Raw genomic sequence first — 12550 nt, 5'->3', positions numbered from 1 at the left:
TTTATGCTTAAAAATCATTCCTATGGCGACTAGCGTTCCCGATATCTCTCAAATACTTTCTGAAGTTGAATCGCAGATAGGCACACTGGCGCAAAGCACAGTGAGCAATTTTAAAGACCAGGCCATTGCAGATGGCAAAACGTTACTCAACGATGTAAAAAACGATGTGTCCCGCTGGACGTTTCTGTTAAGCACCGGGCAGCTGAAAATTGCAGAGTTCGAGTTCCTGGTAGGTTCACAACGCACACTGGTAAAAATGATCAGCCTGGAGCAGGCCGGCCTGGCCGAACTGCGCGTTCTGCATTTTGCTGAAGGGGTGTTGAACATCGTGATCGATGTGGTGCTGAAAACCGTGGTAGGCAATGCCATTCCCATTCCTGTACCCAAGGTAAACCTGGCTTAGGCAACGGTAGCCAGCAGGTCGTGCACAGCGTGTGCTGCATCTGCATAGGCAAACCTGAACCCGGCCTGTTCCAGCAAACGCGGGTATACCCACCTGCTTTTCAGCAACAGTTCTGTTTCTGTACCTGCAAGCCTGGCGCCTGTTTCCAGCAGCCATTGGGGCAGGGGCAGTCCTGCACGTATACCATAAGTTTCACGCAATAACCGCATAAACGCACTGTTGGTAATGCCGCCAGGTGCAGTGCAGTTGAATATACCTGATAACGCCGGGTGCTGCAACAGCCATTCTGTGGCACGCGCCGCATCCTGCTCGTGTACCCAGCCTATGTATTGACTGCCATTGCCCTGCCTGCCACCGAATCCCATTTTTACCAGGTTCAGTAATCTTGGAAATGCGCCATCCCTGCGGCCCAATACAATACCCATCCGCAACGCCACTTTACGCGTGGCCGGCGTGGCACATTGCCAGAAACTTTCTTCCCAGCCATTGCATACATCTACCGAAAATCCATAGCCGGTTTCACCGGTAAGCTCATCCTGCGGGCGATCTTCGGCATGCCGGTAAATGGTGGCCGAGGTTACGTTAATCCACAACTGCGGCGGTTGCTGCAGCAGGGCAATGGCTTCGCCCAGCAACCGTGTGGGCACGGTACGTGACAGCACAATCGCTTTTTTATTTTCCGGCGTATAACGGCAGTTCACATTTTTGCCGCAGAGGTTGATCAGCATGTCTGCTCCTTCCAGGCATTTCAGCCAGGAGCCTGTGGTACGGGCGTCCCATACTACCGTGCTGATATTGCCGTCATCCGGCCGGGGCTTTCTGCTGAGTATAATCACTTCTTTTGCGCGGCTACGGTAATAGCCGGCGAGTACCGTGCCCAGGTAGCCACTGCCACCGGCCAGTACAATTTTCTGGTACAACATCATCTTTTTTTTAAGCTAACAGGAAATACAATACAAGTACACGGTACAAAACCCAGGTCAACGTTGGCAGCCAGTTTAGTTGCAGCAACCGGGTACGGCGGTAATGTTCTGCGAACATAAGTGCCACCACCACTGCAAAGTAAACAGCTGCCGTTACCGGGTTTATGTGTGTAAGGCTGGCGGTCAGCAGCATGGGCAACAAGGCCAGGGCGCCTGCCAGCGAAACCGTCATCATGTTACCCAGGTAAGTCCATAATTGTTTTCCCGCATGCAAGGCAACCAATAAGCCCTGTACCAGCAGCTGGCCAAGGCATATGGCATATTCGCGGTAGAAATTGCCTGCCGGTAAAAGCGGGTAAAGCAAGGGCGTGTAGTGCGATAAAATCAATGCCGTGATAAAGCAGCTTACCAATAAATAAGCAATACGGTAACGCAGCCGGAACGAAGGTTGATAGGGATAGGCTGCCGCATGCAGTGGCGGTGGAATAATAACCCGCCGGTTATAGGAAATAAAGGCATAGGCCTTCGCCATCAGCCACGCAAATGGTTTAAAACGAAACAGCGGTTTAAAAACCGGCCATGCATTGCCGAGTATGGCAAACAGGCTTTCAACGCCGTACAGCACTTCGCCGGTTGTAGTGTTTACCAGTGCTATTTCATTTACCGCGCGTTGCTGGTTCAGCAGCGGGCAAAGCGTTTCCGGCATTTCCTGGTAGGGAAACCTGCCGTTTTCACCGAGCATTTTTGTTTGCTGGAAAGCGCCGGTGTACAAGCTGCACATAGGGCATTCGGCGTCGTAAAGAATAGTATGATTCTTTAACGTTTTCATCGTTTACCGTTTAAGTGAATAAGTTAGTTGGGTTGAAAGCGCTTTCGGATACAAAACTATTCTAAAATTCTGAACTTTCAAATATTTGTGAAAGATTGTTTTCGGAAGTACAATATCTCCTTACACTGCTCACAGTTGCAGGTATCAATAACCTGGTATTCGCTTGCAGCGAAAGAAAACCGCAGTTCATCGAAGCAAGTTTTCATTTCCTTGTGAATGCCTAAATTAGGGCATGAGAAAAACAACTGACTATCTGCACAACATTTACCGCTACGCAGTTGCCGCACCGGCAATGGTTGCGCTGGTAATGGTTTCGGGCAAAGGCATTGCCCAGTCGAAAAATCCCGTTATCGACAATATTGTAAAAGAAGCGACAGACAATTCACAATTACAGAAACTGGCGCATGAGCTGTTCGATGGTATTGGCCCACGCCTTGTAGGCACACCGCAAATGGAAAAGGCCAACCAATGGGCTGTGGCCAAATACGCCGCCTGGGGCATTGAGGCCCACAATGAAAAATGGGGCGAATGGCGTGGATGGGAGCGTGGTATATCACATATTGACCTGGTTTACCCCCGCGTAAAATCACTCGAAGCCACACAGCTTGCCTGGAGCCCTGGCATGGGTAAAAACACGGTGGAAGCAACGCTCGTAATTCTGCCAGATGTTGCCGATTCAATGGCTTTCCAGCAATGGCTGCCCAATGTAAAAGGTAAGTTTGTGATGGTTTCCATGTGTCAGCCTACCGGTCGTCCCGATTACAACTGGCAGGAATTTGCGACCAAAGAATCATTTGAAAAAATGAAGAAAGACCGCACTGCACAAACCGAAGCCTGGGCCAACCGTATCAAGAAAACAGGATACACCAGCAAAACCTTACCCCTGGTGCTGGAAAAAGCAGGTGCAGCAGGCGTTGTGGGCTCCAACTGGTCTGCCGGTTTTGGCGTTGACAAAATCTTTGGTGCTTATACCAAAACCATTCCCACCATCGACATTGCACTGGAAGATTATGGCATGCTGTACAGGTTAACTGAATCGGGTGATAATCCTAAAATCAGCGTACACACCGAATCAAAAGAAAGAGGCCCGGTACCGGTATTTAATACCATCGCCGAAATCAAAGGCACAGAAAAACCAGACGAATACGTAATGCTTTCTGCTCACTTCGATTCATGGGATGGCGGCACCGGCGCTACAGACAATGGTACCGGCACACTCACCATGATGGAAGCCATGCGCATTCTTAAAAAAGTATATCCCAATCCCAAACGCACCATTCTTGTTGGTCACTGGGGCAGCGAAGAGCAGGGGCTTAACGGCTCGAGGGCCTTTGTAGAAGACCATCCTGAGATTGTAAAAAATATACAGGCGCTGTTTAACCAGGACAATGGTACCGGCCGTATTGTAAACCTGTCCGGACAGGGTTTCCTGCATGCCTATGAATATTTAACACGCTGGTTGCAGCCTGCGCCGTCTTATATCCGCGATTCTGTTCAAACGCATTTCCCCGGCACACCCGGCGGTGGCGGGTCAGATTTTGCTTCGTTTGTAGCTGCCGGTGCACCTGCATTTTCATTGGGCGCGCTCAACTGGTCGTATGGCAGTTATACCTGGCATACCAACCGCGATACGTACGATAAAATTGTGTTTGATGATCTGCGCAACAATGCCATCCTCACTGCCATCCTCGCGTATGAAGCCAGTGAAGATCCCGCAAAAACATCACGCGAAAAAAGTGTGCTGCCGGTTAACAACCGCACCGGCGAGCAAATGCAATGGCCTGCCCCGGTAAAAGCAACACGCAAAGGCGGAATGGACTAAAGTATGATACAAAACCTGATACTATCACCGGCAACATCAACCGATGTTGCCGGTATTACACAACTCGTGAACAGCGCCTACCGCAGCGAAGGCGAGGGGTGGACCAACGAAGCGGCATTTATCGCCGGCGAAAGAATTACCGAAAATGGGGTGTTTGATTTATTGCAGCAGCCCGGCAAAACCTTGTTTAAATGCAGCAATGCCGCTGGTGCCCTGCTCGGCTGTGTACTTCTTGAATTACAGGATGGGTATGTTTACCTGGGGCTGCTTTCTGTACAACCGGCCTTACAGGCCGCCGGTATTGGTCGCTTTATGCTCGATTTTGGCGTGCAATACGCACAGTCACACCAATGCAGCCGCATAGTAATAACCGTAGTAAATAAACGAACCGAATTAATTAACTGGTACGAACGGCGCGGCTATGTGCGTACAGGCAAAACCATTGCATTACCTCCCGGTATCGGTATGCCGGTAGGCGGTTTGCATTTTGTTGAAATGGAGAAAGAGGTTCCTGCCCTATAAACCAGCGCTGCTTATTTAAACAGCTCCTGCTCATCTGTAAAATAGGTGCTTCTTTTATTCATCTCTTCCTGCTTAATAATGCCGCCCGTTGGGCTATGTGTAAGACTGTGCTGGTGAATCACCAAAAAATCACGCAGTTCCCCGCTGATAATATCGGGATTCGCTTTCAGAATTTGCTTTTCTGCGTGCTGCAATACTTTCCGGATCGAATGCAGCAATGTTTTGATTTTACCCACCGGTATTTTATTACTGGCCGAAAAAGGAGATAACCTTGCATCCCACAATATTTCATCTGCATAGGCATTGCCAATGCCCCGGATTATATGCTGATCAAGCAACACTTTTTTTACCGGCGTACGTGTGGCGCCCAGCTTTTCCTGCAGGTAGGTTTCTGTCAGTGTATCGGATAAGGCATCGGGTACGTCTTCTTCTGCAGGGTTTAGCGACACCTTGGCCAATCCCCGGAAATCAGTGAGTACAAGGCTGGTCCCGTCATCAAACAACAATTCAACAACTGCGCTTTTGTACGGCTGGTATTTCTCGTCCAGCTGTAGTTTGCCGTTAAGCATTAAATGCATGCCCAGTATTTCCCCTTTGTCAAACCTGAAGCGCAGTTCCTTGCCTTCCCGGTACACTTTTTTCAGCTGCAACCCTGCCAGTGTTTTTTTAAAAGCGGCTGCAGAACTGCTGCTGCTTTTGGCATTGGCCAGTTTTACATCTTTCAATGTTTTGCCTGACAGTTTTTTGTGCAGGTTTTGACTAAATGCCTGCAAATCGGGTAATTCTGGCATAAGATCTTTGTTTGAATGGAACAGTTCGGTGAACGGATTTATTCCACAATAATCACACCTGACTGATTACCCCGGCCATGCTGTTATTTGGAGTATCTTGCGCCGATAAAATACCTTGTGCACGCTATGTTTACTAACCGTTGGCTGGTGTGCTGCGGCACAGCAACCCGCAATAATTTTAAAAACGGCCCGGCAACTTTTTTAACGTATGCCAGCAATCTCGGGAAGAAACACGTAAAAGGGTTGTACGAAAACAATGAATAAGGTAAACCCAAAAACTAGATATGAAACGTTTCAACAAACAAGTTTTAGCTGCAGCCGTTATTATTATGTCAACAGCCGTTGCCTGTTCTTCATCAAAGCAAAACAATCCTGCGTCAGGTGACAGTACTGTTGCTGCAAAGGAAACAAAAGACAGTGTTGCAACACAGGTTGCGCCTAAAGATAGCGTGTACACTGCAAGTGGTACCATCACAGAAATTCAGCGCGGAAAAGACGGATATGTTGCAGTGATGAAAGCAGCAAACGGTACCAGTTTCAGGGCTATGATGAGTTTTATAAACCTGCAAAAGGAGTTTCGCAGCTTCCAGCCAGGTGATAAACTGCAGGTAAGCGGCGATACACTTACGGTACTGGGCCTGTTACAGGTACAGGTAAAAAAATATACACAGCAGTAACCATCTTTTTCGCAAAGAGATAACATATCCATGAATACGACCCTTTCACTAAAAAAACACTGGCTGATATTCGTACTGTTCGCTGCCTGCAGCGGGCCTGTAAACAACAACACCATAAAAGACAACAGTACAGCAGCTGCCGGAGCTGTTCAGCAAACCACTACTGCAGGCGCACAACCGGTTCTTGCCTTTGCATTTGCCAACCAATCCGGTACTGAAGTATTGCTGCCAAAAGCTGATACAGGCAACCAGGTTAACGCTGCTGCCTTCACAGAAGTTATCATAAAAAATACACAGCAGCATTGCACTTTCGTAAAACAATTGCCTGCCGGTGCAAACGACAATGGTCGCCAGCTGGCAGATAATTTTGCACAAAGCGCCGGTGCAATTTTTAAACTGCAGCAGCCGGTAAATACGGAAGAAGAGACTGTATTGCTTACCAATGCTGCCTTTCTGCAGCAGCATCACCTGCTGGATAGAAGTCCTGCACCGGGCAGCAACCTCTCTGCCGAAGTAAAGGCACAGCTGGAATCATCCAAAAGAAGAAGGATTAAAAGTATTCATGCCGTAGCCGGTTTGGCTGCCGGTGCCGGTGTTTACCTGGTTGAATTTGAGCGTAAGCTTGATTCTGTGCTCGTATCGCTGGTTGCCACCAAACACGGGGATATTATCAGCCGCGACTATGCCGCAAAATTCGATAGCACCAGTACCTGGGGTGTTGACGATGGCGGGGAGTTTGGTTTTGATAATTATCACCTGCTGGCGGCTTTCGATAACAATGGCGATCCCGAACTGGTAACAGAATGGGCCGGTGCAGAGGGAATCACGATCGAATACATGGTGCCCAAAGGCAATGTGTTTGTTACCCGCCAAACAGGATACAGGTATAGCGCACCGTTGTAAAGTATTGATCCTATGCCATGCAGCCGGAACTTTGTTCCGGCTTTTTTGTTACTGTAAAGGCTCAATATTCCGGGCAGCATCTAAAACGAATATGTTATGGCAGATATCAATTTAACTACACCCGTTGCAGACGCAGCAAAAGACACGGTGTTGTCTTTCCTTCAGGCTTTAAACAAGGAAGATTACGAAACGGCGCGCACGCTTGCCAGTGAAGAACTGGCTTTTATCGGCGTGCTGGGCACACGCAATGGCGCTGATGCTTATTTTAACGACATGAAGCGTATGAAATTTCACTACGATGTAATGAAGGTATTTACCGATGAAGAAGACGTTTGCGTGTTTTACGATGTGTATATGAACGAAATGCCGGTGCCTGCTTTCGGCTGGTACCATGTAGAAAATGAGAAAATCAACATGATCAGGGTTATTTTCGATCCGCGCCCTGTACTGGAAGCCGCTGCTAAAAAATAAATACACGCAATAAAATGTCAGTGTTATGCTGCTGCAGGTTCATCGTCTGCCTGCATAACACTGACTAATGTTTGGCTATTTCAGTGCCAGGTTGCTTTTTACATAATTGTAGCTCTGGCGGATGCTTTCAAATTTGTCTGGCATATAAATACCATCCTGCTCTACAAAAATATGTTGCAGACCGGCAGTTTTGGCTGCGGCGAAAATGCTGCTGAAATTAATGCTGCCGGTGCCCACTTCCGCAAACTTTGCCGATTTAGCCATGTTCATCACATGACCGTGATCCAGGCTGTCCCTGGAAATAGGGTCAGATTGAGCCTTATCCATATCCTTCACATGCCACATGGTAAAACGGCCGGGGTACTTGTTGAAATAATCCAGGGGCTGGAAGCCGGCCTTGGTAATCCAGAACAAATCCAGCTCAAAACTTACGAGGTCTTTTTCTGTTTCTTCCAGCATAATATCGTAACCGGTTTTACCGCCTTCCTGGGTTTTAAACTCCCAGAAATGGTTGTGGTAGCCCAGTTGCAGTTTTGATTTTTTGCACAGTTCGCCTGCCTTGTTCATTTGTGCTGCCATAAATTTATAATCAGCTGCAGTAAGTTTATCAATGAGCGCAAAAGGCGGTACCGGTATTACAAAGTGCTGCTGGCCAACTTCGGCTGCTACTTCAATCTGGGCTTTCAGTGCATCATCTTTACCATTGCCCCGGGTAAGGTAATCGTTCAGTTGATAGTGCCCGCTGTACGAGCGCAGGTTGTTATCGCTGAGCAGTTGTTTGAAGCTTTTAGGATCCAGTCCCCAAAAGCTTGCGGCAGCAGCAGGGCCGCTGTAACCATAAAATGTTTCTACATTTCCATAACCAACAGCAGCTACTTTCCGGATGGTTGTTTTTACATCTTTGGCCAGTTCTTCACGCAGGGTGAAAAGCTGCAATCCAATGGAAGAAAGCTCCCCGGGAGCCTTGGCAAACAATGCTTTGGGAGCAAGCATGGCCCCTGCAGCAGCGAGTGCAGAGGTTTGTATAAAATTTCGTCTCGTATACATACGGCAATAGTTTTTATTGAATATAGCGAAAGAAATGCAACTGCCGAATAAATGTGTCTAAATGACGCAATGAAATAAAAAAGATATTCTTTCCTGCTGCCTGAAACCAAGGTAGCGCTGTAAGGCAAAAAACATCTGCCGCATTGTTTTGGAAGAAATTATATAGTGTGGCTATCCCTGTTGATAATGCGCAGGCTGCCGGATGGGCGTAAAAAAAGCTACGATTGTAATTCGTAGCTTTTGTGGGCCCACCAGGGCATGATCCTGGGACCCCCTGATTATGAGCGCCAAAAACTAAGTTTTTAGTTACTTTGTTTTACTGCTGATTACCTCCTAATCGCTTGACCCTAATACTTTTACGAAGTTTTATTTTTTAACTTGCTTCTGGTTGAAAACGGTCATTTTTCAAGAAACATGTATCAAAACATGTATCAAATTCTAACACCAAACGTATGAAACAGGAGCGAGTGAACATAAAAGTTACGCCAGACATTAGAAGATCTAATAGTAAATCGCGTTTTCCGTTAAAGCTGCGGGTTACTTATAAAGGTAACAGAAGGTATTATAGCACCGGCTACGAGGCCACAAATGAGGAATGGGATATTATTAATACTGCGGATGCCAAGGGAAAGCTGCGGAAGATAAAAAATGCGGTTGCTGCCATAGAAATAGAGGCTCAAAAATGCTGTGAGTCGGTTTCTCCTTTTTCGTTTTCCTATTTTGAGCAAAAGTTCTTTACTCAGAAAATCCAGTTTGAAACGGTTGAGGCAGCTTATCATGAATACATCCGGCAGCTACGGGCTAACCAGCAATATGGCTCGGCGGATATTTACCAAACCGCTATTCATTCGCTCTTAGAATATAAAAAGCGCCTTACGTTTGGCGAGATCACTAAAGAGTTTCTACAAGGCTATGAAAACTGGTTGCTTGCTGAAGGGAAGTCTATAACAACCGTTGGAATTCGGGGGCGCACCATAAGGTGCATTATGAATATAGCAATGGAGAAAGGTGTCATCAATCCCGAAGCCTACCCCTTCGGAAAGCGGAAATATGTAATACCTACCGGAAAGAACGTAAAAAAAGCACTGAGCCTGCAACAGATAAAGCAAATATTTGAATATATACCCATACCGGGAACCGGAATGGAGAAAGCGCGTGACTTCTGGATATTTAGCTACTTATGCAATGGCATGAACATGATGGATATTGGTCAGTTACAGTGGAAAGACCTGCATTCCTCCCATGTCACTTTTATCAGGGGAGAAAACCAAACGTCAAACGAAAGCTAATCCTATTATAATCACCGTTCCCAGAAATGCACATATCGACCGGATTATTCAAAAATGGGGTACAAGGAGAGGAACTCTAGACGATTATATTTTTGATGTTGTACAAAAAGGCGATTCCTACGAACTAATGCGGGCTAAAATAAAACAGTTTACCCACGTTACAAACGATTGGACAAAGCGTATCGGGCAGGATTTGAAGTTTGAAATGAAGTTGACTACTTACGTAGCGCGGCATTCGTTTGCCACAATTTTAGTGCAAAGTGGAGCGCCCATGAAACTGGCGAGTATAAGTCTAGGCCATCAATCTCTGACCACTACTGAGAAGTATTTTGCCGGGTTTGACTTAGGCGTTCAAGCTGAATATGCAAAGGCGCTGGTTAATTTTTAGAATAGAAAACAGTCTGCATTTGTGCAATTGTACATATTGCTTATGGCAAAGTATGGAATGCATCAGCGATTTTGAGCAGCGGGATTTAATCATTGTGATCCAATATCTGGAAAGGCTTATTGTCCGAATTAAACCATGCTAATATATTGCATTGATTTTCAATCATTAATTTCAATAAGGGGTTTTCGTTCATCCTACACCTATGTTCACCGTCAGTGAACAAGAGAAAAAAGCGAACAAAAAATAGAAAACAACGAATATGTTCACTAAATTTACACGTTCACTGACAGTGAACGCAGGAAAAAATGAACAAAAAAGAAGATGATATCATACTAAGAGAAGCCTTAGACGCACTACAAGAAATAACGGGCATAAAAGGCTATTACACATTAGCAGATTTCGGTCATGACAGAGGGCTGGATGCCGAGGTGCGTCTGGAACTGGAAAACGGTGGTCTGGTGTTTTGGGCGGATGTAAAAAGGGAGATGCGGCACTTTCACCTCATGAATAAACGGTTAACAGATCCAAGCGGAAATTATCCTTTATTATATGTCGTAGACAGGCTTTACCCACAGATAAAAGAAGAACTGCGTAAGCGAAAGATCAGCTATATCGATACTGCGGGGAATGTATATATACAACATGCCAATACATATATATGGATAGATGGCCAGAAAAAGCTCCAGACCGAAAGGGCAACTGGTGTGAACCGTGCATTTACAAAACAGGGCTTAAAAGTCGTATTCCAATTTTTATGGCAGCAGGAAATGATTAACCAGACTTACAGAAAAATTGCGGAGCAAACAGGTGTAGCATTGGGTAACATACCATTGATAATGGAAGGCTTGAAAGACGCCGGCTATCTGCTGCCACTGGATAAGAAAAAATTTGTCATACAAAAAAAGAAAGCACTGCTGGACCGCTGGATAGAAGGTTACCGGGATGTATTGAAACCGACGTTGCATATTGGTAATTTCCGTGCCGCCAACCGGGTAGGTTTACGTAACATGCTTGTTGATGGAATCCATCAAGATGTGTATGTGGGAGGTGAGCTGGCAGCAGAAAGAATTACGCAATACCTTAACCCGGAGATATACACCGTATATACTGATCTGCGTAAAAATGAAATCATGGTAAAGCTGCAGCTGATACCTACCACCGCAGAAGGTAATGTACAGGTGTATGAGAAATTCTGGAATAACAGTCCGGATGTACCAATGCACTACCGTCAAACTCCTGATTTGCTGGTGTATGCCGACCTGATGATCACCGATGAACCCCGCTGCCTAGAAACAGCGGAAATACTTTACAACAATAACCTGAAACATGAATTTGAATAGTATAAAAGAAGAAGATTTAAAAGACGTCTTTAATGAACTAGAAGATGCGTTCAAAACATTGAACATTGATTATTACCTGATAGGGGCCATTGCGCGGGATGTGTGGTATTCTCAGGGAGGAAAAACGTCACGTACATCAAAAGACGTGGATTTTGCCGTACTGGTAGGTTCAGAAAAAGAATACCAGACAATAAGAGAGTATCTGAAAGACAACAAAGGCTTTAATACAACAGCACAAAATGGTTTTGTATTGATTACTCCAAGTGGAATAAATGTAGACATATTACCATTCGGTGGAATTGAAATTGACGCCAGCGTTAAACTCGACGCGGTCGGAATGTCCAGTATCAGGGTAAACGGCTTTCATGAAGTATATCAGGCGGGAACAAACGCAGTTACACTGAAAACCGGGCACCATTTCAAGGTCGCCACGCTGCCGGCGATTGTGCTTCTAAAGCTGATCGCTTTTGATGACCGGCCTGAGAAGAGAGAGAAAGACCCCAGGGATATTGCCAATATCATTGAACACTTTTTTGACCTTCAGTCAGACCTGGTATACAGTGAGCAAAACCTTGATATATTTCAGGTAGAGGAAGAAGAAGTAAATAAAATGACAATGCAGGATATAGCATCAATAGTTATCGGCCGTGAACTAGCCTTAATTATAGCTGAAAATAATAATTTAAAAACGAGAATAATCAATATGCTGGAAAAGCATATTGCTCTCGCTGATAAAAGTCTGTTTATCCGTAATATGGCTATCGAAACAGGAAAACCAATCATTGAGATGACTAGCTGGTTAACTCGTATGTTAAACGGATTGACCCATACGCCTGCCGGTGTACCATCTGAGTAAGGAATATTACTGCACCATATAGTACCTACTGGTCCTACCGGAGAGTGCGTTAAGTAGCATCTCACGCAAAACGACTACAGGGTATTCGCCTATTCTATTCTTAATAAACCCTCAAAGCTGATTGACTTGGTAAAAAACTTCCTGTTAAGTATTTCTAGGCACCTTCTGAAAGATACTAAGCAAGTTGCCTTCGTCTGCAAAAAAAGATGTAACGCAATTGGCTAGCCCCTATAGAGAGAGTATAATAATAACAAAGAGGGTTAAATAGGCAGTTATATAATAAGGCCCA

At 45.7% G+C, this 12550-nt stretch carries 15 protein-coding genes; 11 read left to right on the top strand and 4 right to left on the bottom strand.

The features are described 5' to 3' along the window. Positions 1-22: 22 nt before the first annotated feature. Positions 23-403 (top strand): hypothetical protein, encoded by a 381-nt coding sequence (locus DXN05_RS03740; protein ID WP_116845853.1) that lies wholly within the window; start codon positions 23-25, stop codon positions 401-403. On the opposite strand, the gene DXN05_RS03735 is transcribed toward DXN05_RS03740, so the two are convergent. Then, positions 400-1326 carry a TIGR01777 family oxidoreductase gene (locus tag DXN05_RS03735; protein WP_116845852.1) on the bottom strand — a complete coding sequence of 309 codons (927 nt, stop codon included), beginning with the start codon at positions 1324-1326 and terminating at the stop codon, positions 400-402. The genes DXN05_RS03740 and DXN05_RS03735 overlap by 4 nt on opposite strands. A gap of 10 nt (positions 1327-1336) precedes the next feature. After that, positions 1337-2155: a DCC1-like thiol-disulfide oxidoreductase family protein gene (locus tag DXN05_RS03730; protein WP_116845851.1), complete on the bottom strand. Its 819-nt coding sequence runs from the start codon at positions 2153-2155 to the stop codon at positions 1337-1339. 232 nt (positions 2156-2387) lie between these two features. Here DXN05_RS03730 and DXN05_RS03725 point away from each other — a divergent pair, with 232 nt between their 5' ends. After that, on the top strand, positions 2388-3977 hold the full coding sequence (locus tag DXN05_RS03725; protein WP_245975109.1) for a M20/M25/M40 family metallo-hydrolase: 1590 nt from the start codon (positions 2388-2390) through the stop codon (positions 3975-3977). A gap of 3 nt (positions 3978-3980) precedes the next feature. Then, positions 3981-4499, top strand: a complete 519-nt coding sequence (locus tag DXN05_RS03720; protein WP_116845850.1) for a GNAT family N-acetyltransferase — start codon at positions 3981-3983, stop codon at positions 4497-4499. A gap of 11 nt (positions 4500-4510) precedes the next feature. Here the strand turns inward: DXN05_RS03720 and DXN05_RS03715 are convergent, their stop codons facing one another. Further along, on the bottom strand, positions 4511-5290 hold the full coding sequence (locus tag DXN05_RS03715; RefSeq protein ID WP_116845849.1) for a DNA-formamidopyrimidine glycosylase family protein: 780 nt from the start codon (positions 5288-5290) through the stop codon (positions 4511-4513). A 126-nt stretch (positions 5291-5416) separates the two neighbouring features. Here DXN05_RS03715 and DXN05_RS24560 point away from each other — a divergent pair, with 126 nt between their 5' ends. The 4 genes from DXN05_RS24560 to DXN05_RS03700 all read left to right on the top strand — a co-directional run bounded on the left by DXN05_RS24560 (position 5417) and on the right by DXN05_RS03700 (position 7341). Beyond that, positions 5417-5554 (top strand): hypothetical protein, encoded by a 138-nt coding sequence (locus DXN05_RS24560; protein ID WP_158559113.1) that lies wholly within the window; start codon positions 5417-5419, stop codon positions 5552-5554. Between the two features lie 20 nt (positions 5555-5574). Continuing rightward, positions 5575-5967 (top strand): hypothetical protein, encoded by a 393-nt coding sequence (locus DXN05_RS03710; RefSeq protein ID WP_116845848.1) that lies wholly within the window; start codon positions 5575-5577, stop codon positions 5965-5967. A gap of 30 nt (positions 5968-5997) precedes the next feature. Further along, entirely contained in the window at positions 5998-6870 is an 873-nt protein-coding gene (locus tag DXN05_RS03705) for a hypothetical protein (protein ID WP_116845847.1), read from the top strand. 96 nt (positions 6871-6966) lie between these two features. After that, positions 6967-7341, top strand: a complete 375-nt coding sequence (locus tag DXN05_RS03700) for a nuclear transport factor 2 family protein (protein ID WP_116845846.1) — start codon at positions 6967-6969, stop codon at positions 7339-7341. A 75-nt stretch (positions 7342-7416) separates the two neighbouring features. Here the strand turns inward: DXN05_RS03700 and DXN05_RS03695 are convergent, their stop codons facing one another. Next, positions 7417-8388, bottom strand: coding sequence for a sugar phosphate isomerase/epimerase family protein (locus DXN05_RS03695; protein ID WP_116845845.1), 972 nt, complete (start codon positions 8386-8388; stop codon positions 7417-7419). Between the two features lie 452 nt (positions 8389-8840). On the opposite strand from DXN05_RS03695, the gene DXN05_RS03690 reads away from it, so the two are divergent. The 4 genes from DXN05_RS03690 (at position 8841) to DXN05_RS03675 (ending at position 12261) form a co-directional block, all read left to right on the top strand. Next, a complete protein-coding gene (locus DXN05_RS03690) occupies positions 8841-9677 on the top strand; it encodes a phage integrase SAM-like domain and Arm DNA-binding domain-containing protein (RefSeq protein ID WP_116845844.1) in 837 nt (278 codons plus the stop codon). Then, positions 9631-10065 carry a tyrosine-type recombinase/integrase gene (locus tag DXN05_RS03685; protein ID WP_116845843.1) on the top strand — a complete coding sequence of 145 codons (435 nt, stop codon included), beginning with the start codon at positions 9631-9633 and terminating at the stop codon, positions 10063-10065. The genes DXN05_RS03690 and DXN05_RS03685 overlap by 47 nt, the downstream gene beginning before the upstream one ends. A gap of 305 nt (positions 10066-10370) precedes the next feature. After that, entirely contained in the window at positions 10371-11405 is a 1035-nt protein-coding gene (locus DXN05_RS03680; RefSeq protein WP_116845842.1) for a type IV toxin-antitoxin system AbiEi family antitoxin, read from the top strand. Then, positions 11392-12261, top strand: coding sequence for a nucleotidyl transferase AbiEii/AbiGii toxin family protein (locus tag DXN05_RS03675; protein ID WP_116845841.1), 870 nt, complete (start codon positions 11392-11394; stop codon positions 12259-12261). The genes DXN05_RS03680 and DXN05_RS03675 overlap by 14 nt, the downstream gene beginning before the upstream one ends. The last annotated feature ends 289 nt before the right edge of the window (positions 12262-12550 follow it).

It is taken from the genome of Deminuibacter soli (assembly GCF_003412455.1).
Classification (GTDB): domain Bacteria; phylum Bacteroidota; class Bacteroidia; order Chitinophagales; family Chitinophagaceae; genus Deminuibacter; species Deminuibacter soli.
Note: the sequence above shows the minus strand (reverse complement) of the source record. Positions and strands in the feature narration are given on the sequence as shown.

Coding starts and splice junctions, on each gene's coding strand:
- DXN05_RS03740 (WP_116845853.1), top strand. CDS start 23: ATGGCGACTAGCGTTCCCGATATCTCTCAAATACTTTCTGAAGTTGAA.
- DXN05_RS03680 (WP_116845842.1), top strand. CDS start 10,371: ATGAACAAAAAAGAAGATGATATCATACTAAGAGAAGCCTTAGACGCA.
- DXN05_RS03725 (WP_245975109.1), top strand. CDS start 2,388: ATGAGAAAAACAACTGACTATCTGCACAACATTTACCGCTACGCAGTT.
- DXN05_RS03685 (WP_116845843.1), top strand. CDS start 9,631: ATGTCACTTTTATCAGGGGAGAAAACCAAACGTCAAACGAAAGCTAAT.
- DXN05_RS03705 (WP_116845847.1), top strand. CDS start 5,998: ATGAATACGACCCTTTCACTAAAAAAACACTGGCTGATATTCGTACTG.
- DXN05_RS03735 (WP_116845852.1), bottom strand. CDS start 1,326: ATGTTGTACCAGAAAATTGTACTGGCCGGTGGCAGTGGCTACCTGGGC.
- DXN05_RS03715 (WP_116845849.1), bottom strand. CDS start 5,290: ATGCCAGAATTACCCGATTTGCAGGCATTTAGTCAAAACCTGCACAAA.
- DXN05_RS03695 (WP_116845845.1), bottom strand. CDS start 8,388: ATGTATACGAGACGAAATTTTATACAAACCTCTGCACTCGCTGCTGCA.
- DXN05_RS24560 (WP_158559113.1), top strand. CDS start 5,417: ATGTTTACTAACCGTTGGCTGGTGTGCTGCGGCACAGCAACCCGCAAT.
- DXN05_RS03710 (WP_116845848.1), top strand. CDS start 5,575: ATGAAACGTTTCAACAAACAAGTTTTAGCTGCAGCCGTTATTATTATG.
- DXN05_RS03675 (WP_116845841.1), top strand. CDS start 11,392: ATGAATTTGAATAGTATAAAAGAAGAAGATTTAAAAGACGTCTTTAAT.
- DXN05_RS03690 (WP_116845844.1), top strand. CDS start 8,841: ATGAAACAGGAGCGAGTGAACATAAAAGTTACGCCAGACATTAGAAGA.
- DXN05_RS03730 (WP_116845851.1), bottom strand. CDS start 2,155: ATGAAAACGTTAAAGAATCATACTATTCTTTACGACGCCGAATGCCCT.
- DXN05_RS03720 (WP_116845850.1), top strand. CDS start 3,981: ATGATACAAAACCTGATACTATCACCGGCAACATCAACCGATGTTGCC.
- DXN05_RS03700 (WP_116845846.1), top strand. CDS start 6,967: ATGGCAGATATCAATTTAACTACACCCGTTGCAGACGCAGCAAAAGAC.